Origin of the sequence: Pseudomonas sp. LAMO17WK12:I1, assembly GCF_900177315.1 — a bacterium.
In the GTDB taxonomy this organism is placed as follows: Bacteria; Pseudomonadota; Gammaproteobacteria; order Pseudomonadales; family Pseudomonadaceae; genus Aquipseudomonas; species Aquipseudomonas marginalis.
In genome coordinates this window covers 126,284-147,141 of record NZ_FWZV01000006.1, presented here as the reverse complement: position 1 = coordinate 147,141, position 20,858 = coordinate 126,284, and the positions used below count along the sequence as shown (strand labels likewise).

Below are 20,858 nucleotides of genomic sequence, written 5' to 3'. Positions count from 1 at the left end.
GAAACCAGCCCTCATCGGCTGGTTTTTTTCTTTGGCACGATCTTGCGCAGCATCTGGCGCGCCTTGCCGGTCAGGCGCTTCAATTTCGATTCTTTCTCAGGCTCCGCCAGGCCTTGCTGCCGCAGCCAATCCTTCCAGCGAATGCGTTCGTCGCGCACCAGCCAGCCTTCCTGCTGGGCGAAGCTTTCCGCCAGGTACAGACCGCGGGTGCTGGCGGGGTAGAGCTGGTCTTTCTTGACGGTGTAGAGCTCGGCGAGCGGTTGGCCGTCTTTCAATGGCATCAGGTACAGGTCCGGGCGCTGGCGGTCCAGGCGTGCCACCAGTTGGTCGCCTTCAAGCCGCTCATCCACATGGAACAGGCTCAGGGATTTGGCTTCCTTCGGCACTTCCAGGCGCAAGTCATAAATCAGTTGCAGCGACGCGGTCGGCACATGCACATAGGCCCGCGGGCGCTCGATCAGTTGGGTGGTTGCGCAACGTACCGGGCGTGCGGCCCCTGACAAAGGGCTCAGGCGAAACGGCAAGGCTTCGCGGTAATGCAGCGCGGCGGAGTAGGGGGCCGGCAACCAGGTGTCGTTGAAGCGCCCGCCGAGCCAGCCTTCCGGGGTCTCCAGCAGGCACTCCTCGGCAATCTCCTGGATGGCGGTGTGCAGCGGCAGGTTCAGTTCATGGGCGGGCACGTAGCCGGAGATCAGCTTGAGCACCACATCGCCACGGTCCTGGCGACGCTGGCGCACCAACACCCAGTAATCCTTGTTTTGCCAGTGCAGTGTCAGGCGCACCGATACGCCGAGGTTGGCCAGTTCCAGGGCGAAGCGTTCGGCATCCGGCACCTCTACCGGCTTGCGCCGTTGCAGGGTCTGGGCGAAGTTGAGCGGCATACCCACGCTCTGGTAGCTCAGGCCTTCGGGGGTGGCTTCGACGTGCAGGGGCAGTGTCTTGAAGTTGCTGGGGTTTTTTCTTATGAGCGTTCGCGGCATGTCGGCTCCTTCTTGCGACGGGGTCGGCCGCGTCGGCGGCATCAGAGTTGACGAATGACCTTGGCAGCGGTCGCCACGTTATGGGCCAGGTGCAGCGGATTGATGGTCCCGACAATAGCACTGGCGACGCCCGTTTGCGCAAACAACAGCATGAAACTGGCGTGTATTGGATCCATTCCCGGTTCCAGGCAGACGTGGCCGCTGGCCAGCGCCTTTTTGACCAGGATGCCCTTGCCATGGGCCGCCGCATGCTCAATGACGGCTTTTTCCGCCTGTTCGTTCAGATTGTAGGTGACCATCGCGCAATCACCTTGTTCCAGAGCCCTCACGCCACCTTCGACGGTTTTGCCGGAGAAGCCGAAACCGCGAATCTTGCCCTCTTGTTTCAACTGCGCGAGGGTCGGGTACACCTCACAGTCGTTGAGGATGTGCAGGTCGTTGCCATCGGAGTGCACCAGCACCAGATCGATAAAATCCGTTTCAAGTCGTTTCAAGCTGCGCTCGATCGACATCCGTGTATGGGCAGCGCTGAAATCATGGCGGGACAGGCCTGCTTCGAACTCCTCGCCGACCTTGCTGACAATCACCCAGTCCTGGCGCTGGCCGCGCAGCAGTGGCCCCAGGCGTTCTTCGCTGCGCCCGTAGGCGGGTGCGGTATCGATCAGGTTGATGCCCAGCTGGCGGGCCTGGCGCAGCAACATCCGTGCTTCGTCGTCATCGGGAATGGTGAAACCGCTGGGGTACTTCACACCCTGGTCGCGGCCCAGCTTGACGGTGCCGAGGCCGAGCGGCGACACCAGCAGGCCGGTGCTGCCCAAGGGGCGGTGCAGGTCGTGCAGGGTCGGCAGGCTCATGGCAACAGTTGCTCCCAGGCCGGTACGCCGATGGCGGGTTTTGGCAGGTCGGGCAAAGGCTCCGATGCGGTTGGGCGGATGCCGTCGCGTTCGAGGCTGTTGATCACGCGATCGGCGAAATCCGGCGCCAGCGCCAGTTTGGTCGGCCAGCCCACCAGCAGGCGGCCCTCTTCGGCGACGAAGGCGTTGTCAGGCCGGCTCAGGCCCGATTGCAGGGGTTCTGCGCGGTCGACCCGCAGCGTCGCCCAGCGGGTCTGGCTCATATCGATCCAGGGCAGCAGGTGCGCCAGCTCTTTCCGGGCGGTGGCTATCTGTTCTTCGGGTGTGCGTGCCACGCCGTCGGCCTCGGCAATGTCGCCGCCCAGGTACCACACCCAATTGCCATCGGCAGCCGGGTGCGTGGTGACGGTGATGCGCGGCTTGGTACCGCCGCCCAGGCAGTGGGCGTACAGCGGCTTCAGGCCTGGGCCCTTGGCGATGATCATATGCAACGGGCGTTTCTGCATGGCCGGCTGGCTCAGGCCGAGGGCGGCGAGCAGTTCGGCGGTACCGCCGCCGGCGCTCAGGACGATGCGCTGGGCGCGGATTTCGCGGCCATCGACCTTCAGGCCCACCAGGGTGTCGCCTTCGCGCAGTGGTTCGATGCGCTGCCCGGCGAGCAAGCCGTCACCGGCCAGTTGCGCCAGGCGTTCGATCACGCTGGGTACGTCCACCACCAGTTCGGCCAGGCGATAGACCTTGCCCTTGAAGCCACGGTCTTGCAGGGCCGGCGGCAGGTCGTCGCCCTTGACCTGATCGACACGGCCGCGCACGGCCTTGCTGGCAAAAAAGCTGGTGAGGTTGCCGGCGATCGTGCCAGGGGACCACAGGTAATGGGCTTGCGAGAGCACGCGCACGCCGGACAGGTCCAGCTCGCCGTCACCGGCCAGGGCTTCACGCCAGCGGCGCGGCATATCGGCAATGGCTTCGGAGGCGCCGGTGAGGGCGCCGTGCAGGGCATATTTGGCACCGCCGTGGATAATCCCCTGGGATTTCACGCTTTGCCCGCCACCTAATGTGGCGTTTTCCACCAGCACCGTGGAAAACCCCTGGCGGCGTAGGCGCGCATTCAGCCAGAGGCCGGCAACTCCGGCGCCGACAATCAGGACGTCGGTGGAAATAACGGATGGCATGGGCGACCTCATTTCAAAACAAGGCCGCAAGTATACATCCCGCACCATGCACACCGCAGGCGCTGTCGCGCTTTAGCGAGGCGGCGAGTCCTGGATTCAATGGAGGCTCAAGTGAACACTCAATGCCCGGCGGTTTTCGAAAACAGCTGGATGACCACCACGCCCAGCACAATCAGGCCCATCCCCAGCATCGCCGGCACATCGAGCTTCTGCCCATAGATAAACAGCGCGGCAATGCTGACCATCACGATGCCCATCCCGGCCCATACCGCATAGGCCACGCCGACGGGCACGGTACGCACCACCAGGGTCAGCATCCAGAACGCCACGCCATAGCCGACGATCACCAGCAACAGCGGGATGGGAGTACTCCAGCCCTTGATGGCTTTCATGGAAACGGTAGCGATCACTTCCGAGCAGATGGCAATAGCCAGGTAGCAGTAGGCGGCGTTCATGGGTGAGTCCTCGGTGTAAAGCAATCTGATAAGGCCGGCATTCTAGAGTTTTATCAGATGGGGTAAAGTCATTACCTATCCGAAATTAAGATGGGTTGTGGCATGAGCATGCAATGGAACCTGGAGCAGATGCGTTTGTTTGTCAGCGTCGCCGAGCAGCGTTCGTTTTCAGCGGTGGCGCGCGGGCAGCGCAAGGCGCAATCGGCAGTCAGCAACGCGATTGCGATGCTGGAGACGGACCTTGGCGTGAGCCTGTTCGACCGTAGCAGCGGCCGCCAGCCCAGCCTGACCGAAGCCGGCAGTGTGTTGCTGGAGGAGGCCCGCGAAGTGCTGCGCCAATGTGAGCGCCTCAATGGCCGGGCACTGTCACTGACCCGCGGTGAAGAAGCCTGCCTGCGCCTGGCCCAGGATGAAGCCATGTTGTTCCAGCCGGTACTCGACAGCCTTGAGGCGCTGGCGGGGCAGTACCCGCTGCTGGAAGTACAACTGTCCAGCGCCGCCCAGGGCGATGTGGCGCGCAAGTTGGTGGAGCGCCAGGCCGACCTGGGCCTGCTGTTCTATCACGACCAGATCCCCGAAGCCCTGGAGCGGCGGGTGGTGGGCAGTGTGGAGATGGTCACGGTGTGCGGCGTGAACCACCCGCTGGCCAAGGAGTCGTACGTGACCTGCCAGCACCTGGCCCAGTTTCGCCAGTTGTTGATGTCGACCCAGACCAGTGTCTACCCCGGCAGCGAAGCGGCCAGCCCGCTGGTGTGGCGTGCCGACAGCTTCTACGTACTGGCCGAGTGGCTGATGAGCGGCCTGGGCTGGGCGTGGCTGCCACGGCATATCGTGCAATACCCGACCTATCAGCAGCAGATGGTGGAATTGGACAGCGAATGGACGCCACCGGCCCTGGTGGTGGAGCTGGTCTGGCGGCGCGACGAGCACCTGGGCCCCGCCGCGCGCTTTCTCGCCAAACGTTTTGCCGAGTGCTTGCAGGCGATCGACTGAAAAAGCCGATAAACTCCGCCGCCATGAATAGAACTCTCTACAGCTGTCTGTTTTACCTGGCGCTGCCGTTGGTGGCCTTACGTCTCTGGTTGCGTGCACGCAAGGCGCCGGCCTATGCCCGGCGCGTCGGCGAGCGGTTTTCCTATGGCTTGCCGGTGATGCAACCGGGCGGGATCTGGGTGCATGCGGTGTCGGTGGGCGAGAGCATTGCCGCGGCGCCGATGATCCGCGGTTTGTTGGCGCGTTATCCACAGCTGCCGGTCACCGTCACCTGCATGACGCCCACCGGTTCCGAGCGCATCCAGGCGTTGTTCGCCAACGAGCCGCGCATCCAGCATTGCTACCTGCCTTACGATTTGCCCTGTGCAGCCAAGCGTTTTCTCGATCGTGTACAGCCCAGGCTGGCGGTGATCATGGAGACGGAGTTGTGGCCCAACCATATCCACGCCTGTGCCCGGCGCGGTATTCCGGTGGCTTTGGCCAATGCGCGGCTGTCGGCGCGCTCGGCCAAGGGCTATGCGCGTTTTGCCAGGCTGACGGCGCCGATGTTATCGGAAATGAGCCTGTTCGCGGTACAGACCGAGACCGAGGCCCAGCGCTTCCTGAGCCTGGGCGCACGCGCGGAAACCGTCGAAGTCACCGGTTCGATCAAGTTCGACCTGACCATCGACCCCGAGCTGCCGCTGCGCGCCGCCGCCCTGCGCGAGCAATGGGGCGCCGCCGAGCGCCCGGTGTGGATCGCTGCCAGCACCCACGAAGGCGAAGATGACGTGGTGCTGGCGGCCCACCGGCAACTGCTCGAGAGCTATCCCAACGCGCTGCTGATCCTGGTGCCGCGTCATCAGGAGCGCTTCGGCCCGATGTTCGAGTTGTGTGCGCAACAAGGGTTTGCCACGGTGCGTCGCTCCAGCGGCGAGCCGGTGACCGCGCAAACCTCGGTACTGCTCGGCGATACCATGGGCGAGCTGTTGTTTCTCTATGCCCTGGCGGACAGTGCCTTTGTCGGCGGCAGCCTGGTCGCGACCGGCGGGCACAACCCGCTGGAACCGGCGGCGCTGGCCAAGCCGGTGATCATGGGGCCCCATGTGTTCAACTTCCTCGAAATCAGCGCGATGATGCGCGAAGCGGGGGCGTTGCGAGAGGTGGAGGACGCAGAAGGGCTGGCCGAGGCCGTACGCCAGCTGTTCGAACTGCCGCAGGATGCACGCCGGATGGCACAGGCGGGGCTCAAGGTGATGCAGGCTAACCAGGGGGCGCTTAAGCGCTTGCTGGATGGTTTGGATCGACTGATAGCTCACTGACTTAACACCGTTACCAATATGGGAGGGAACAAGCCCGCTCCCACATTGGTTTCGCGGTGCGCTCAGTAGCCCGGGCGAGCCTTGAGCTGCTCGGCGGCCGCCTTGGCCAGGTCCGGTGGCAGGAAGTCACGATCCGGGTTGTAGTCGGCCTTGAGGTAGCGCGTCAGGTCCTGCAGGTCCCCTGGGTTCAAGGTGCCCGCCGCCTGTTTCAGGCGCAGGTTGTCGAGGATGTAGTCATAGCGGCTGTTGTTGTAGTTGCGCACCGACGCGTAGAGCTGGCGCTGTGAGTCCAGCACATCGACTATATTGCGCGTACCCACCTGGTAACCGATTTCCGTGGCTTCCACGGCGCTCTGGTTGGAGATGATCGACTGGCGGCGCGCCTGGACCTGTTCCACATCGGTGTTCACCGCACGGTGCAGGTTGCGCGTGTTTTCCACCACCTGGCGACGCAGGCCTTCGCGTTGCTGCTCGGTCTGGCCCAGGCGCGAATACGACTCCCGCACCTGCGAGCTGGTCAGGCCGCCGCTGTAGATCGGGATGTTCAGGCGCAGGCCGATGGTGCGCTGCTCCACATCGCCACGGTAGGGCGTGCCAAAGGCATTCGGGTTGCTGAAGCCAAGGGCGTCGTTGTCACCTTTTTCATACTGTGCGACGGCGTCCAGGGTCGGTGCGTGGCCGGCCTTGCGCTGCTTGAGGGTTTCTTCGGCGGCCGTGACGGCGTAGTTGCTGGCCAGCAGGTTCAGGTTCTGGCGACCGGCGGTCTCGACCCAGGCCTTGGCGTCGTTGGGCAGCGGCGGCAACACCGGTAGCGTGTGGACAATGCCCTGGATCGAGTTGTACTGGCGGTTGGTCAGGGTAATCAGCGCTTCAAAGGCATCGTCCACCTGGCGCTGGGCCAGGATCCGGTTGGCCCGTGCAGTGTCATAGCTGGCCTGGGATTGCAGCACATCGGTCTTGTCCGACAGGCCCACGTCGAAGCGCTCGTTGGATTGATCCAGCTGGCGCTTGAAGGCATTTTCCTCGGCCTTGGTCGAGGCCAGGTTGTCCTGGGCGCGCAGCACGGCGAAGTAGCTCTCGGCGCTTTGCAGGATCAGGTTCTGTTCGGTGGCCGAGAGTTGCAGCGCCGCCTGTTCGTTGGTGGCTTCGGCGGCTTGCAGTTGGAACCAGCGATCGGCGCGGAACAGCGGCTGGCTCAGGGTTGCGCGCCAGGAGTGGGCATCGCGGTTGGCGGTGGCGGCGGGTGTGTCGATCTGGGTGCGCACGTTATTGATGTCGGCACCGCCCGACAGGTTCGGCAGCAACCCCGCGCGGGCCTGGGGCACGACTTCTTTCTGCGCGCCGTATTGGGCGCGGGCGGCGGCCAGGTCGGCGTTGTTGTCCACTGCTTCCTGATAGACGCTGACCAGGTCAGTTTTGGCGGACAAGGGCGCTTCAGCTGCCCAGACCATTCCGTTGGTCGCACAAGACACGGCGAGAGCCAGTGAGAGTTTGCGCAGCATGAGGCGATCCCTAGTGTGAATATTACGGCGATAATTTAGCGCCCAAGGCTAAGACGGGCCATTCCTGGCGTCAAGCATTGTGGCGGCAATCGAGTGTAGTGGCGCTGACTCGGCGCAACAATCCCGCAATCACGCCATTCATCACGCTGAATGCACCGCTATTGGCAATTTGCCCACGGCATGGTCTAGACTGGCCAAGTTCTTGTCGGGGTGCCTTGTTGGAAGGCTGAGATCGGTAAATACCGGATCCCGTTGAACCTGATCAGGTTAACGCCTGCGTAGGGAACAAGATTTCTCGTCCCCCGGCGAGTCCTCTTGTGCTTCGTCCGGGATGTTGTTCGACCTTCGAACAACCCTCGTGCACCAAGCACAGCACTGGTTTCAGTGCATCCGTCCGTCACAGGTTCGCTCCGACAAAAAATCCACCGCCTGGATAGTTGGAGAGCCCGTGATGAGCACAGAAATAAAAAGTACAAAACTGAAAAACACCGTGCACTTGAGTGAATCGGCCAAGGTCGACTCCGGCTCTGTGCAGCCGTTTACCCGCTCGCAAAAAATCTACGTGCAGGGCACTCGCCCGGACATTCGCGTACCCATGCGTGAAATCAGCCTGGACGTGACCCCCACCGACTTCGGCGGCGAAATCAATGCGCCCGTGGTGGTCTACGACACCTCCGGCCCGTACACCGACCCGAATGTGATCATCGACGTGCGCAAAGGCCTGGGCGATGTGCGCTCGCCGTGGATCGAAGCGCGTGGCGACACCGAGCGCCTGTCGGGCTTGAGTTCGCACTTTGGCCAACAGCGCCTGAGCGATGCGGAGCTGACTGCGCTGCGTTTCGCCCACGTGAAAAACCCGCGCCGCGCCAAGGCCGGGGCCAACGTCACCCAGATGCACTACGCGCGCAAAGGCATCATCACCGCCGAGATGGAATACGTCGCCATCCGCGAAAACATGAAGCTGGAAGAAGCCCGCGCCAGTGGCCTGCTCGACCAGCAACACGCCGGCCACAGCTTCGGCGCCAGCGTGCCGAAAATCATCACCCCTGAATTCGTGCGTGAAGAAATCGCCCGTGGCCGAGCGATCATCCCGGCCAACATCAACCACACCGAACTGGAACCGATGATCATCGGCCGTAACTTCCTGGTGAAGATCAACGGCAACATCGGCAACAGCGCCCTGGGTTCGTCCATCGAAGAAGAAGTGGCGAAACTCACCTGGGGCATTCGCTGGGGCTCGGACACCGTGATGGACCTGTCCACCGGCAAGCACATCCACGAAACCCGTGAGTGGATCATCCGCAACTCGCCGGTGCCGATCGGTACCGTGCCGATCTACCAGGCCCTGGAAAAAGTCGGCGGCGCGGCCGAAGACCTGACCTGGGAGCTGTTCCGCGACACCCTGATCGAACAGGCCGAGCAGGGCGTCGATTACTTCACCATCCACGCCGGCGTGCTGCTGCGCTACGTGCCGCTGACCGCCAAGCGCGTCACCGGCATCGTGTCCCGTGGCGGTTCGATCATGGCCAAGTGGTGCCTGGCGCACCACAAAGAGAACTTCACCTACACGCATTTCGACGAAATCTGCGAAATCATGAAGGCCTATGACGTCAGCTTCTCCCTCGGCGACGGCCTGCGCCCGGGCTCGATTGCCGACGCCAACGACGCCGCGCAGTTCGGCGAACTGGAAACCCTTGGCGAGCTGACCAAGATCGCCTGGAAGCACGACGTGCAAACCATGATCGAAGGCCCTGGCCACGTGCCGATGCAGTTGATCAAGGAGAACATGGACAAGCAGCTCGAATGCTGCGACGAAGCGCCGTTCTACACCCTTGGCCCACTGACCACCGACATCGCGCCGGGCTATGACCACATTACCTCCGGCATCGGTGCGGCGATGATCGGCTGGTTCGGTTGCGCCATGCTCTGCTACGTCACGCCCAAGGAGCACCTGGGTCTGCCGAACAAGGATGACGTGAAGACCGGGATCATCACCTACAAGATCGCCGCCCATGCGGCGGACTTGGCCAAGGGGCATCCGGGCGCGCAGATCCGCGATAACGCCTTGAGCAAGGCGCGCTTCGAGTTCCGCTGGGAAGACCAGTTCAACCTCGGCCTGGACCCGGACACCGCGCGTTCGTACCACGACGAAACCCTGCCGAAGGACTCGGCCAAGGTCGCGCACTTCTGCTCCATGTGCGGGCCGAAGTTCTGCTCGATGAAAATCACCCAGGAAGTGCGCGAGTACGCGGCCAACCAGCGCATTGACGCGGTGGATGTGGACGTGGCCAAGGGCCTGGCGGAGCAGGCGGAGCGGTTCAAGCAGGAAGGCAGTCAGTTGTACAAGAAGGTCTGACCCAGAGACGGCGGTGCCTGTACCGCCGTCATCGGGGGCAAGCCCCCTCCCACATTTTGAATGGCGAACACATTCAAGTGTGGGAGGGGGCTTGTCGAGTCGTCGCACCGCCCCGATAGCAATCTTTCAAACAAAAATGCCCCTCAGAGATAACACCCTTGAGCATTCAACCCAGCACCTACTCCCCCGACATCGCGGTGCCTGCTGACAAACGCGTCTTCGGCGCCCGCGACCTGTTCTCCCTGTGGTTCTCCCTCGGCATCGGCCTGATGGTCCTGCAAACCGGCGCCTTGCTCGCGCCGGGCCTGGGCTTGTCCGGTTCCTTGCTGGCGGTTTTCCTCGGCACCCTGGTCGGCGTGCTGTTGCTGGCCGCCGTCGGTGTAATCGGCAGCGACACCGGCCTGTCCGCCATGGCCGCGCTCAAGCTCAGCCTCGGGGCCAAAGGCGCGAGCCTGCCGGCGTTGCTGAACCTGCTGCAACTGATCGGCTGGGGCTCGTTCGAGATCATTGTGATGCGCGATGCCGCCAGCCTGTTGGGCGTACGCGCGTTCAGCGACGGCAGCCTGTTGGCCAGTCCGTTGCTGTGGACACTGTTCTTCGGTGGTTTGGCGACCTTGCTGGCGGTCAGCGGGCCATTGACCTTCGTACGGCAGATCCTGCGCAAATGGGGGATCTGGCTGCTGCTGGCGGCCTGCCTGTGGCTGACCTGGAACCTGTTCGCCAAGGCTGACCTCGGCGCACTCCGGGCCCAGGCCGGTGACGGTTCGATGCCCTTTGCGGCGGGCTTTGATATCGCCATCGCCATGCCGCTGTCGTGGTTGCCGCTGATTGCCGATTACTCCCGCTTCGGCAAGCGCGCCAAAAACGTGTTTGGCGGCACGGCGCTGGGCTTCTTTATCGGCAATTTCTGGCTGATGAGCCTGGGCGTGGCCTACACCCTGGCGTTTGCGCCCAGCGGTGAAGTGAATGCGCTGCTGCTGGCGCTGGCCGGGGCCGGCCTGGGGATTCCGCTGCTGCTGATCCTGTTGGACGAGTCGGAAAACGCCTTTGCCGATATTCACTCGGCGGCGGTGTCCAGTGGGATGCTGTTGCGTGTGAAGGTCGAGCACCTTGCCCTGGCCATTGGTGTGATCTGCACCCTGATTGCCTGTTTTGCCCCGTTGGCGCAATACCAGAACTTCCTGTTGCTGATCGGCTCAGTGTTTGCGCCGTTGTTCGGCGTGGTGCTGGTGGATCATTTCATCCTGCGCCGTCGTGGTCATCATGGCACGCTCGCCGGCCTGCGTTGGCCGGCTCTGTTGGCCTGGCTGGGTGGCATCGGCACGTATCACCTGTTGGCCAACCTGTACCCGGACATCGGCGCAACCCTGCCGGCGCTGGTGCTGGCAGGGTTGTTGCAGTTCATCCTGGGACGGGCCTTCAGCGGCGCGCGGGCACCAGCTCAGGCTTGAGGATGCCTTCCAGGCGCGAGTAGGGGATCTGCAACTCGACATGGCCCAGGGCGTACGGCGCGATGGTGCTGGTGGGGTACTTGAGGATCACGCCCCCGTAGGTCAGCGCCACGTTCGGGGTTTTCTGGAACGGGTAGGTTTTCACGAACTCCGGTTCCAGGCTCAGGCGGGTGCTGATCAGCCAGCTGTTATGCGCCACCTGGGCGGCTTTCCAGAACGCGTCTTCCTTGCCTGGCAGCAGCATATCGCTCAGCCACAGGGCCTTTTGCTGCTGGCGCGAATAGTTGATGAACGCGCGGCCAGGCTCGCCGTGGGTGGCGCCCTGATCCAGGTAGCTGGACAGCTCGATGATTACCAAACCGTCATGCTGCTCCCGTACCTTGGCCTGCAAGTACATGCTGTTGCGTGGGGCGGCGGTGCCGAGGAATTGCTCGCGATAGGACTCCAGGCTCGACGGCAGCGGGTCGCCCGCGTTGGTACGGGTCATTTCCAGCAGGCGTTGTTCGATCAGGGCATCCAGCTTGGGTTCCTTGGCAAAGTGCACGGTGTCGATATTCACCAGCGGGCAATCGCTGGCGGCGCAGCCCGGCTTGCTCTGCTCGCTGGCGTCGCGGGTGGCTTCCAGCGGTGTGCGATAGCTGGGTTGGAACAGGCTTTGGCAGGCGCCGAGGGTCAGGGCGATGCAGGCCACGGAGGCGATTTTTAAAAGCGACATGGATGTCCTTCGTCTATCGATAAGAGCGAAATTGTGCAGCTTCGACTACCAGCAAGGCAGTCAGTTCGCCACTAAGCTGATTGAGCGTGAGTTTGACCTCCTCCGTCTGGCCCGGCAACCGCAAAGGGGCTGCACCAAGGGGCACGAGCGCGTTAGGATGGCGCGAATTGCACCGGACATGATGAGGAAGGGTATGACAGACATTGCGAAATCGACGCCGAGCACGATCGAGATTGTTCAGCGCGACAATGCCTACAAGGGCTTCTACCAGCTCGATCGCGTGCAATTGCGCCACGAAAAATTCGCTGGCGGCATGAGCCGAGTGATCAATCGCGAAGTCTTCGTCCGTCACGACGCCGTGTGTGTTCTGCCCTACGATCCGCAGCGTGATGAAGTGGTGCTCAACGAGCAGTTTCGCGTGGGTGCCATGGGCCGTACCGACAATCCATGGTTGATCGAGATGGTCGCCGGCCTGATCGACAGGGATGAGCAGCCGGAGGAGGTTGCACACCGCGAGGCCGAGGAGGAAGCTGGGCTGACGTTCTCCGCACTGTGGCCGATCACCAAGTATTTCCCGTCGCCCGGTGGCAGTACCGAATTTGTCCACTTGTACCTGGGTCGCTGCGACAGCTCGGGGGCCGGTGGTGTCCATGGACTGGAAGAAGAGGCAGAAGACATCCGCGTCACGGTCTGGGCTTTTGAAGACGCCCTGCAAGCCGTGCGCGACGGCAGGATTTCCAACGCAGCCAGCATTATCGCCCTGCAATGGCTTGCGCTTAATCGCGCGGAAGTGAGGGGGTTATGGCAGTAAAGGCACGGGAACGTTATCGAGTCGACCTGATCGGGCTGCAAGCCGCCTGCGAGGCCAACTATGCGCGGCTGATGCGCCTGTTGCCCGACATGCGCCACACCCCGGAGGCGCGCCGCATCGGCGTGACCCATGGCGACCAGATGCTGGGCGTGCTGGCCCTGGAAGTCATCGTCAATTGCCCGTACACCACCACCCTGCGGGTGCGCCAGGAACACAGCCTGCCGTGGCTGCCGGTGCCGCAGCTGGAAGTGCAGGTGTACCACGATGCGCGGATGGCCGAAGTGATCAGCGCCGAACATGCGCGGCGCTTTCGCAGCATCTATCCTTACCCGAATGTGTTCATGCACCAGCCCGATGAGAAAGCACAGCTCAATGTGTTCCTTGGTGAGTGGTTGAGCCATTGCCTGGCCCTGGGCCACGAGTTCGAAGTCGTGCGGTAGATGTGAACTGCGTCTGCTTCCTGGGTTTCCTCTTTGTATCCTGCCCCAGCATAATCGCCCTACCTCCATTTTCCTGTGATTGCCCTGGGAGAGCGCCTTGCCGAGCGTATCCACCGTGAACCCCGATGCGCCGGCGTTGCTGGTGCAATTGTCCGACAGCCACCTGTTTGCCGAAGCCGACGGCACGCTGCTGGGCATGAACACCCGCGAGAGCCTGCAGCGGGTGGTTGAGTTGGTGCGCCGGCAGCAGCCGCACATCGACCTGATGCTGGCCACTGGGGATCTGTCCCAGGACGGCACGCTGGAGTCATACCAGCAGTTTCGCGCTCTGACCGCGGCCATCGGCGCTCCCATGCGCTGGATTCCCGGCAACCACGACGAGCCGCAGATCATGGCCCACGCCGCGGTACACAGCGACTTGCTCGAACCGGTGGTGGATGTCGGCAACTGGCGCGTTACCCTGCTGGACTCCGCCGTTCCCGGTTCCGTGCCCGGCTACCTGCAGGACCAGCAACTGCAACTGTTGGCCCAAGCGCTCAGCGAGGCGCCGAGCCGGCACCATCTGGTGTGCTTCCATCATCACCCTGTGCCCATCGGCTGTGCCTGGATGGAACCGATCGGCCTGCGCAACCCCGAAGCCCTGTTTGCCGTGCTCGACCGTTTTCCCCAGGTCAAGGCCGTGCTCTGGGGCCATGTGCACCAAGAGATCGACCGCGAGCGCAACGGCGTGCGCCTGCTGGCTTCGCCGTCCACCTGCATTCAGTTCGCGCCGGGCAGCGAGGATTTCAGCGTCAGCGAGCAAGCGCCGGGTTATCGCTGGCTGCGCCTGCATGCCGACGGACGGCTGGAAACCGGGGTGGAACGCCTGGTCGGCTTCGCGTTTACGGTGGATTACGGTAGCAACGGCTACTGAGATTTACCTGTAAACTGCGCCTCTTTGGCTGAAGCACGGAGAGCCCGGCATGTCCGCTTCGATCCTGTATATCCACGGTTTCAACAGCGCGCCCGCGTCCAACAAGGCCTGCCAACTGGTGACCGTGATGGATGCCCTCGGCTTGGCCGACCAACTGCGTGTGCCGGCCCTGCATCACCATCCACGTCAGGCAATTCCTCAATTGGAGGAAGCCATTGCCCAGCTGGGGCGGCCGCTGCTGGTCGGCAGCTCGCTCGGCGGCTACTATGCAACCCATCTTGCCGAGCGCCATGGCCTCAAGGCACTGCTGGTCAACCCGGCGGTCAGCCCCCATCGGATGTTCGACGGTTACCTGGGTACCCAGAAGAACCTCTACACCGATGAAACCTGGGAACTGACCCACGACCATGTCACGGCGCTGGCCGAGCTGGAAGTACCGGCGCCCCAGGACGCCGCGCGTTACCAGGTGTGGTTGCAGACCGGCGATGAAACACTGGATTATCGCCTCGCCCAAGGGTATTACCGTGCCTGTGCCTTGCGCATCCAGGCCGGTGGCGACCATGGTTACCAGGGGTTCGCCCGGCAATTGCCGACGCTGTTGAGTTTTGCCGGCATTGGCGCAGATCAGTATCAATCCTTCGACTTTGCAGCACTGTAAAGCCGCAGGTCACTTTTTAATCGAACGACTCACGACGAGACCCCATGGCCACTCCCAGCGCTAGCTCTTATAACGCCGACGCCATCGAAGTCCTCTCGGGCCTCGACCCGGTGCGCAAACGCCCCGGCATGTACACCGACACCAGTCGGCCGAACCACCTTGCCCAGGAAGTCATCGACAACAGTGTCGACGAAGCCTTGGCCGGGCACGCCAAGTCGGTGCACGTCATTCTTCACGCCGACCACTCCCTGGAAGTGTCCGACGATGGTCGCGGCATGCCGGTGGACATTCACCCGGAAGAGGGCGTGTCGGGCGTCGAGCTGATCCTCACCAAGCTGCACGCCGGCGGTAAGTTCTCCAACAAGAACTACCAGTTCTCCGGTGGCTTGCACGGTGTGGGTATTTCCGTGGTCAACGCCCTGTCCACGCTGGTGCGGGTCAAGGTCAAGCGCGACGGCAACGAGTACGAGATGACCTTCGCCGATGGCTACAAAGCCACCGACCTGCAGGTCATCGGTACCGTCGGCAAGCGCAACACCGGCACCAGCGTGTACTTCGCGCCGGACCCTAAGTACTTCGACTCGCCGAAATTCTCCATCAGCCGCCTCAAGCACGTGCTCAAGGCCAAGGCCGTATTGTGCCCGGGCCTGTTGGTGACCTTTGAAGACAAAGGCACTGGCGAGAAAGTCGAGTGGCACTACGAAGACGGCCTGCGTTCCTACCTGGAAGACTCCGTCAGCGATTTCGAACGCCTGCCCAACGAGCCGTTCTGCGGCAGCCTGGCCGGCAACAAGGAAGCCGTCGACTGGGCGCTGCTGTGGCTGCCCGAAGGCGGCGACAGCGTGCAGGAAAGCTATGTCAACCTGATCCCCACCGCCCAGGGCGGCACCCACGTCAACGGTTTGCGCCAGGGCCTGCTGGATGCCATGCGCGAATTCTGTGAATACCGCAGCCTGCTGCCCCGTGGTGTGAAGCTGGCGCCGGAAGACGTGTGGGAGCGCATTGCGTTCGTGCTGTCGATGAAAATGCAGGAACCGCAGTTCTCCGGTCAGACCAAGGAGCGCCTGTCGTCCCGCGAAGCGGCGGCGTTTGTCTCCGGTGTGGTCAAGGATGCTTTCAGCCTGTGGCTCAACGAGCACCCGGAGCTGGGCCTGGCCCTGGCGGAACTGGCGATCAACAACGCCGGCCGTCGCCTCAAGGCCAGCAAGAAGGTCGAGCGCAAGCGTATTACCCAGGGCCCGGCATTGCCGGGCAAGCTGGCCGATTGCGCCGGGCAGGACCCGATGCGCTCCGAGCTGTTCCTGGTCGAAGGTGACTCCGCCGGTGGTTCCGCCAAGCAAGCGCGGGACAAGGAGTTCCAGGCGATCCTGCCGTTGCGCGGCAAGATCCTCAATACCTGGGAAGTCGATGGCAGCGAAGTCCTTGCCAGCCAGGAAGTGCACAACATCGCCGTGGCCATCGGCGTCGACCCGGGCGCAGCCGACATGAGCCAGCTGCGCTACGGCAAGATCTGCATCCTCGCCGACGCCGACTCCGACGGCCTGCACATCGCGACCCTGCTGTGCGCGTTGTTCGTGCAGCACTTCCGGCCGTTGGTGGATGCCGGTCACGTCTACGTCGCCATGCCGCCGCTGTACCGGATCGACCTGGGCAAGGAGATTTTCTACGCCCTGGACGAAGCCGAGCGCGATGGCATTCTCGACCGCCTGGTGGCCGAGAAGAAGCGTGGCAAGCCGCAGGTCACCCGATTCAAGGGCCTGGGTGAAATGAACCCGCCGCAACTGCGTGAAACCACCATGGACCCCAACACCCGGCGCCTGGTGCAGTTGACCCTGGAAGACTTCGCCGCCACCTCGGAAATGATGGACATGCTGCTGGCGAAGAAACGCGCGCCGGACCGCAAGTCCTGGCTGGAATCCAAAGGCAACCTCGCCGAGGTCCTGGGCTGATGCGCACAGGTTTCGCCCTGGCGATCCTGATGTTGAGCGGGCTGGTGGCCACTTCGGTAGTTGCCGCGCCCTTGGCTGAGCTCAAGCTGGTGTCTGAACACCCGGTGGACGGCATGCGCGGCGGGAACCTGTCGGGCCTGGCGCTGTGTGGCAAGGCGCTGTGGACGGTTTCCGATCGTGATGACGACCAGATCTACCGTCTCGATACCCGTGCGCCGACCTGGCAAGCCGAAGCGGTAAGCATCGATGTGCCGCCGGTGCCGGAATCCGGGTTGCCCTGGGGGCTGCGTTCGCGCACTAAGGCTGCGTCGTTCATTCGCGGTGGCGACCTGGATTTCGAAGGCATCACCTGCGATGCCGCCGGCAATCGCTACATTGTCAGCGAAGCCCATGCGGCGGTGCTGCAGGTGCCGGTGAACGGTGCGCCTGAATGGTTGAAGATCGCCCCGGGCATGGTGCGTGAAGCCCGGGCCAGTGGCATGTTGCTGCACTTCAATGCGTTGTTCGAAGGCCTGGCAATCAACCCCGAGGGCAATCAGCTCTGGCTGGCTGCGGAGCGTGAGCGGCGCGGCCTCATCTCCATCAAGCGCCCGCAAAGCCTTTGGGATTGCGACGGCCCTTGCGTGTTGCTGAGCGAGGCCGGCCAGGAGATGCAGCCGGCCAAGTTCGTCGGTGCCAAGGCGGTGTCCAAGGATTTCGCCGATCTGTCACTGTTCAACGGCAAGCTGTTTACCCTGGAGCGCAATGCGTTCCAGATCTGCCGGCGCGATACGGTCACGGCCAAGGTCGAGCTGTGCTGGTCGTTCGCCGACGAAACCCTGACGCCCGAGCGGCGTTACGCCCAGCCCTATGGCCTGGCCGAAGCCCTGGTGGTGGACGCAGACGGTGCCTGGCTGGGCATCGACAATAATTTCGGCCCCCGCGCCGATGGGGAAAAACGCCCCATGGTCTATCGTTTTGCCGCCCCCGCCGGCGGCTGGAGCGCCCAGCCATGAGCGGCTACTTTTTTGAATCGATCCGGCGCGGCGGCATTTCCGCTGCGCCTTACCAAACAATGATGAGGCCCGCATGAGTGACATCCTCGCAGACAGCTTAGATGGCGTAGAACGCCGGTCGCTGGCTGACTTCACCGAAAATGCCTACCTCAACTACTCCATGTACGTGATCATGGATCGTGCCTTGCCGCATATCGGCGACGGCCTCAAGCCCGTACAGCGGCGCATCATCTACGCCATGAGTGAGTTGGGCCTGGACGCCGATTCCAAGCACAAGAAGTCGGCGCGTACCGTCGGTGACGTGCTCGGTAAGTTCCACCCCCATGGCGATTCGGCGTGCTACGAAGCCATGGTGCTGATGGCCCAGCCGTTCAGCTACCGCTACACCCTCGTCGACGGCCAGGGTAACTGGGGTGCGCCGGATGATCCCAAGTCCTTCGCGGCCATGCGTTACACCGAGGCGCGCCTGTCGCGCTATTCGGAGGTGTTGCTCAGCGAACTGGGCCAGGGTACCGCGAACTGGGGGCCGAACTTTGACGGTACTCTCGACGAGCCCCTGGTGTTGCCCGCACGTTTGCCGAATATCCTGCTCAATGGCACCACCGGTATCGCGGTCGGCATGGCCACCGACGTACCGCCGCACAACCTGCGCGAAGTCGCCACCGCCTGCGTGCGCTTGCTGGATGAGCCAAAGGCCACGGTCGAGCAGCTGTGCGAGCATATCCAGGGCCCGGATTACCCGACCGAAGCGGAAATCATCACGCCGCGCGCCGACCTGCTGAAGATGTACGAAACCGGCAAGGGCTCGGTGCGCATGCGTGCCGTGTATCACATCGAAGACGGCGACATTATCGTCACCGCCCTGCCGCACCAGGTATCCGGGGCCAAGGTGCTGGAGCAGATTGCTGCGCTGATGCAGGCCAAACCGTCGAAACTGCCCCAGGTCGCTGACCTGCGTGACGAGTCCGACCACGAAAACCCCTGCCGCATCGTGATCATCCCGACCAACAGCCGGGTCGACCACGAAGTGCTGATGCAGCATCTGTTTGCCAGCACGGACCTGGAGTCCAGCTACCGGGTCAACGTCAACATCATCGGCCTGGACGGCAAGCCGCAGTTGAAGAACCTGCGCAACCTGTTGGTCGAGTGGCTGGAGTTCCGGATACAAACCGTACGCCGCCGCCTGCAGTTCCGCCTCGACAAGGTCGAACGCCGCCTGCACCTGTTGGACGGCTTGCTGATTGCCTACCTCAACCTGGATGAAGTGATCCACATCATCCGTACCGCCGAGCACCCGAAAGCCGAGCTGATCGCGCGTTTCGAGCTGAGCGAGATCCAGGCCGACTACATCCTCGACACCCGCTTGCGTCAGTTGGCACGCCTGGAAGAGATGAAGCTGCGCGACGAACAGGACGCGCTGCTCAAGGAGCAAGCCAAGCTGCAAGCCCTGCTGGGCAGCGAAGCCAAGCTGAAGAAGCTGGTGCGCAGCGAGTTGATCAAGGACGCCGAAACCTATGGCGACGACCGCCGTTCGCCAATCGTGCAGCGTGCCGAAGCCAAGGCGCTGACAGAGACCGAACTGCTGCCGAACGAGAAAATTACCGTCGTTCTGTCGGAAAAGGGTTGGGTTCGTTCAGCCAAAGGGCATGATATTGACGCCACTGGTCTGTCGTACAAGGCCGGTGATGGCTTCAAGACCGCTGCGGCTGGGCGTTCCAACCAGTTTGCGGTGTTTATTGACTCCACCGGGCGCAGTTATTCGGTGCCGGCCCATACCTTGCCATCGGCGCGGGGGCAGGGCGAGCCGTTGACCGGTCGCCTGACGCCGCCACCTGGGGCGAATTTTGAATGTGTGCTGCTGCCGGATGACGATTCTCTGTATGTGATCGCTTCCGACGCGGGTTACGGGTTCGTGGTCAAGGGTGAAGACCTGCAGGCCAAGAACAAGGCGGGCAAGGCATTGTTGAGCCTGCCGAACAACGCCAAGGTCATCCTGCCGCGTCCGGTGGAAGACCGCGAAGGCAACTGGCTGGCGTCGGTGACCACCGAAGGGCGCTTGCTGGTGTTCAAGATCAGCGATCTGCCGCAGTTGGGCAAAGGCAAGGGCAACAAGATTATTGGTATTCCCGGCGAGCGGGTGGCCAGTCGCGAAGAGTACGTGACCGACATCGCGGTGATCCCGGAAGGTTCCACCCTGGTGCTCCAGGCCGGCAAGCGCACGTTGTCATTGCGCCCCGACGACCTCGAACACTACAAGGGCGAGCGTGGTCGTCGCGGTAATAAACTGCCCCGCGGCTTCCAGCGTGTGGATGCTTTGCTGGTGGAGACGCCGGTTTAAGGCGTATTAGAGCCCTCGATCTACGATTTAAAGCGTAGATCGACGCTTTGGCGCTGGAGTCATGGCGCATATTCACGGATGATATGGCCTTTCCAGCGCCGGCGTGGCCGAGCGTGTTTAGGTTATTTTTAGTATTACATTGTGGTTCGCCTTGTGGCAGCCACCTGGATGGGATGATGACTGCTCCACGCGTTCCTCTATTTTTGATGCTCGCTGGCCTTTTGGGGTTGGCGGGTTGCAGCACACACCAGCCTGTGTCGCTGTACCAGCTGGACAGCGGAAGTCCAGCTCAGCCAGCCCAGACCGCTGGCATGGCCGTTTTGCTCGGGCCGGTGGTCGTCGCCGACTACCTGCAACGCGAAACCCTGCTGCAACGTCAGAACGATGGAAGCCTGCAAGGTTCCACCGATGGTCGCTGGGCAGGCAGTTTATCGTCTGACATCAACCAGTTGATGTTGCGTCAGGTGGCCGGTCAGTTGGACAGCCAGCGTGTGGTCCTGGCGCCCGCGCCAACCGGCTTCAGCCCGGATGTGCAGGTGTTACTGACCATTACCCGGCTCGACTCCGGTAAATCACAACCGGCGATCCTCGATGCGCAATGGCGCTTGATCGACCGTCGCGGCCAGGTGCGTGATAACCGCATCGTGCACCTGCAGGAAGAACATGCCGGCACCACTGCGTCTCAGGTTCAGGCCCAGGGCGTGCTGCTGCAGCAATTGGCGCAGCAGTTGTCGGTGGCCCTCAAGCCCCTGGCCAACCAGCCTCCCATCGCCGAGGCGCCCCGTAAGTCGGCCCCGGTACAGGCCAAGCCGGCAGAGCCGCAAAAGCCGAAGATGCCGATGGCTACGCCGATCCGTACGGATATGGAAGTGTTCAGGTTCTGATCTGAATGCCACACAAACAAAAGGCCCGCTGATCCAGCGGGCCTTTTGTTTGTGTGCGATTTACTTGAGGTTTGTGGAGATCCAAATATGG

The 20,858-nt window shown here is 62.7% G+C and carries 18 protein-coding genes and 1 riboswitch; of the genes, 12 read left to right on the top strand and 6 right to left on the bottom strand.

Annotated elements, in window-relative coordinates; all coding sequences use genetic code 11:
• Nucleotides 1-11 precede the first annotated feature (11 nt).
• From B9N88_RS13080 to B9N88_RS13065, 4 genes are all read right to left on the bottom strand, one after another.
• A complete protein-coding gene (locus B9N88_RS13080; protein WP_027604930.1) occupies nucleotides 12-980 on the bottom strand; it encodes a hypothetical protein in 969 nt (322 codons plus the stop codon).
• Nucleotides 981-1,021: 41 nt separating this feature from the next.
• The gene (locus B9N88_RS13075; RefSeq protein ID WP_027604929.1) at nucleotides 1,022-1,834 is read right to left on the bottom strand and encodes an aldo/keto reductase; all 813 of its coding nucleotides are present in this window, start codon (nucleotides 1,832-1,834) and stop codon (nucleotides 1,022-1,024) included.
• Nucleotides 1,831-3,006 (bottom strand): NAD(P)/FAD-dependent oxidoreductase, encoded by a 1,176-nt coding sequence (locus B9N88_RS13070; RefSeq protein WP_027604928.1) that lies wholly within the window; start codon nucleotides 3,004-3,006, stop codon nucleotides 1,831-1,833. The genes B9N88_RS13075 and B9N88_RS13070 overlap by 4 nt, the downstream gene beginning before the upstream one ends.
• 119 nt (nucleotides 3,007-3,125) lie before the next feature.
• Nucleotides 3,126-3,461 (bottom strand): DMT family transporter, encoded by a 336-nt coding sequence (locus B9N88_RS13065; protein WP_027604927.1) that lies wholly within the window; start codon nucleotides 3,459-3,461, stop codon nucleotides 3,126-3,128.
• A gap of 102 nt (nucleotides 3,462-3,563) precedes the next feature.
• Between B9N88_RS13065 and B9N88_RS13060 the strand changes: the two genes are divergently transcribed.
• Both B9N88_RS13060 and waaA read left to right on the top strand, forming a co-directional pair.
• Nucleotides 3,564-4,454 carry a LysR family transcriptional regulator gene (locus B9N88_RS13060; RefSeq protein WP_027604926.1) on the top strand — a complete coding sequence of 297 codons (891 nt, stop codon included), beginning with the start codon at nucleotides 3,564-3,566 and terminating at the stop codon, nucleotides 4,452-4,454.
• A gap of 23 nt (nucleotides 4,455-4,477) precedes the next feature.
• On the top strand, nucleotides 4,478-5,755 hold the full coding sequence (gene waaA / locus B9N88_RS13055; protein ID WP_027604925.1) for a lipid IV(A) 3-deoxy-D-manno-octulosonic acid transferase: 1,278 nt from the start codon (nucleotides 4,478-4,480) through the stop codon (nucleotides 5,753-5,755).
• 62 nt (nucleotides 5,756-5,817) lie between these two features.
• Here waaA and B9N88_RS13050 read toward each other — a convergent pair whose 3' ends face one another.
• Complete coding sequence (locus B9N88_RS13050; protein ID WP_027604924.1) at nucleotides 5,818-7,257, bottom strand: TolC family outer membrane protein; 1,440 nt, start codon at nucleotides 7,255-7,257, stop codon at nucleotides 5,818-5,820.
• Between the two features lie 196 nt (nucleotides 7,258-7,453).
• Nucleotides 7,454-7,559, top strand: a riboswitch (TPP riboswitch).
• Between the two features lie 149 nt (nucleotides 7,560-7,708).
• On the opposite strand from B9N88_RS13050, the gene thiC reads away from it, so the two are divergent.
• Both thiC and cytX read left to right on the top strand, forming a co-directional pair.
• Nucleotides 7,709-9,613 carry a phosphomethylpyrimidine synthase ThiC gene (thiC, locus tag B9N88_RS13045; protein WP_027604923.1) on the top strand — a complete coding sequence of 635 codons (1,905 nt, stop codon included), beginning with the start codon at nucleotides 7,709-7,711 and terminating at the stop codon, nucleotides 9,611-9,613.
• Between the two features lie 158 nt (nucleotides 9,614-9,771).
• Nucleotides 9,772-11,064 carry a putative hydroxymethylpyrimidine transporter CytX gene (cytX, locus tag B9N88_RS13040; protein WP_027604922.1) on the top strand — a complete coding sequence of 431 codons (1,293 nt, stop codon included), beginning with the start codon at nucleotides 9,772-9,774 and terminating at the stop codon, nucleotides 11,062-11,064.
• Here the strand turns inward: cytX and B9N88_RS13035 are convergent.
• Nucleotides 11,033-11,779: an RsiV family protein gene (locus tag B9N88_RS13035; protein WP_027604921.1), complete on the bottom strand. Its 747-nt coding sequence runs from the start codon at nucleotides 11,777-11,779 to the stop codon at nucleotides 11,033-11,035. The two genes, cytX and B9N88_RS13035, sit on opposite strands and share 32 nt — an antisense overlap.
• A 193-nt stretch (nucleotides 11,780-11,972) precedes the next feature.
• Between B9N88_RS13035 and B9N88_RS13030 the strand changes: the two genes are divergently transcribed.
• From B9N88_RS13030 to B9N88_RS12995, 8 genes are all read left to right on the top strand, one after another.
• Nucleotides 11,973-12,590, top strand: a complete 618-nt coding sequence (locus B9N88_RS13030; protein WP_027604920.1) for an NUDIX domain-containing protein — start codon at nucleotides 11,973-11,975, stop codon at nucleotides 12,588-12,590.
• Nucleotides 12,581-13,030 carry a DUF1249 domain-containing protein gene (locus B9N88_RS13025; protein WP_017526444.1) on the top strand — a complete coding sequence of 150 codons (450 nt, stop codon included), beginning with the start codon at nucleotides 12,581-12,583 and terminating at the stop codon, nucleotides 13,028-13,030. Before B9N88_RS13030 ends, B9N88_RS13025 begins: the two co-directional genes overlap by 10 nt.
• A gap of 97 nt (nucleotides 13,031-13,127) precedes the next feature.
• Nucleotides 13,128-13,943 (top strand): 3',5'-cyclic-AMP phosphodiesterase, encoded by an 816-nt coding sequence (gene cpdA / locus B9N88_RS13020; RefSeq protein ID WP_027604919.1) that lies wholly within the window; start codon nucleotides 13,128-13,130, stop codon nucleotides 13,941-13,943.
• Nucleotides 13,944-13,992: 49 nt separating this feature from the next.
• Entirely contained in the window at nucleotides 13,993-14,601 is a 609-nt protein-coding gene (locus B9N88_RS13015; RefSeq protein ID WP_027604918.1) for a YqiA/YcfP family alpha/beta fold hydrolase, read from the top strand.
• 44 nt (nucleotides 14,602-14,645) lie between these two features.
• Nucleotides 14,646-16,550: a DNA topoisomerase IV subunit B gene (parE, locus tag B9N88_RS13010; protein ID WP_027604917.1), complete on the top strand. Its 1,905-nt coding sequence runs from the start codon at nucleotides 14,646-14,648 to the stop codon at nucleotides 16,548-16,550.
• The gene (locus B9N88_RS13005) at nucleotides 16,550-17,545 is read left to right on the top strand and encodes an esterase-like activity of phytase family protein (RefSeq protein ID WP_027604916.1); all 996 of its coding nucleotides are present in this window, start codon (nucleotides 16,550-16,552) and stop codon (nucleotides 17,543-17,545) included. Before parE ends, B9N88_RS13005 begins: the two co-directional genes overlap by 1 nt.
• Nucleotides 17,546-17,618: 73 nt before the next feature.
• Nucleotides 17,619-19,883 carry a DNA topoisomerase IV subunit A gene (parC, locus tag B9N88_RS13000; RefSeq protein WP_027604915.1) on the top strand — a complete coding sequence of 755 codons (2,265 nt, stop codon included), beginning with the start codon at nucleotides 17,619-17,621 and terminating at the stop codon, nucleotides 19,881-19,883.
• Between the two features lie 173 nt (nucleotides 19,884-20,056).
• Entirely contained in the window at nucleotides 20,057-20,767 is a 711-nt protein-coding gene (locus B9N88_RS12995; RefSeq protein WP_027604914.1) for a PqiC family protein, read from the top strand.
• The last annotated feature ends 91 nt before the right edge of the window (nucleotides 20,768-20,858 follow it).

Excerpts from the sequence above, each read along its gene's own strand:
- B9N88_RS13080 (WP_027604930.1), bottom strand. The coding sequence starts at position 980 with ATGCCGCGAACGCTCATAAGAAAAAACCCCAGCAACTTCAAGACACTG.
- B9N88_RS13075 (WP_027604929.1), bottom strand. The coding sequence starts at position 1,834 with ATGAGCCTGCCGACCCTGCACGACCTGCACCGCCCCTTGGGCAGCACC.
- B9N88_RS13070 (WP_027604928.1), bottom strand. The coding sequence starts at position 3,006 with ATGCCATCCGTTATTTCCACCGACGTCCTGATTGTCGGCGCCGGAGTT.
- B9N88_RS13065 (WP_027604927.1), bottom strand. The coding sequence starts at position 3,461 with ATGAACGCCGCCTACTGCTACCTGGCTATTGCCATCTGCTCGGAAGTG.
- B9N88_RS13060 (WP_027604926.1), top strand. The coding sequence starts at position 3,564 with ATGAGCATGCAATGGAACCTGGAGCAGATGCGTTTGTTTGTCAGCGTC.
- waaA (WP_027604925.1), top strand. The coding sequence starts at position 4,478 with ATGAATAGAACTCTCTACAGCTGTCTGTTTTACCTGGCGCTGCCGTTG.
- B9N88_RS13050 (WP_027604924.1), bottom strand. The coding sequence starts at position 7,257 with ATGCTGCGCAAACTCTCACTGGCTCTCGCCGTGTCTTGTGCGACCAAC.
- thiC (WP_027604923.1), top strand. The coding sequence starts at position 7,709 with ATGAGCACAGAAATAAAAAGTACAAAACTGAAAAACACCGTGCACTTG.
- B9N88_RS13035 (WP_027604921.1), bottom strand. The coding sequence starts at position 11,779 with ATGTCGCTTTTAAAAATCGCCTCCGTGGCCTGCATCGCCCTGACCCTC.
- B9N88_RS13030 (WP_027604920.1), top strand. The coding sequence starts at position 11,973 with ATGACAGACATTGCGAAATCGACGCCGAGCACGATCGAGATTGTTCAG.
- B9N88_RS13025 (WP_017526444.1), top strand. The coding sequence starts at position 12,581 with ATGGCAGTAAAGGCACGGGAACGTTATCGAGTCGACCTGATCGGGCTG.
- B9N88_RS13015 (WP_027604918.1), top strand. The coding sequence starts at position 13,993 with ATGTCCGCTTCGATCCTGTATATCCACGGTTTCAACAGCGCGCCCGCG.
- parE (WP_027604917.1), top strand. The coding sequence starts at position 14,646 with ATGGCCACTCCCAGCGCTAGCTCTTATAACGCCGACGCCATCGAAGTC.
- B9N88_RS13005 (WP_027604916.1), top strand. The coding sequence starts at position 16,550 with ATGCGCACAGGTTTCGCCCTGGCGATCCTGATGTTGAGCGGGCTGGTG.
- parC (WP_027604915.1), top strand. The coding sequence starts at position 17,619 with ATGAGTGACATCCTCGCAGACAGCTTAGATGGCGTAGAACGCCGGTCG.
- B9N88_RS12995 (WP_027604914.1), top strand. The coding sequence starts at position 20,057 with ATGATGACTGCTCCACGCGTTCCTCTATTTTTGATGCTCGCTGGCCTT.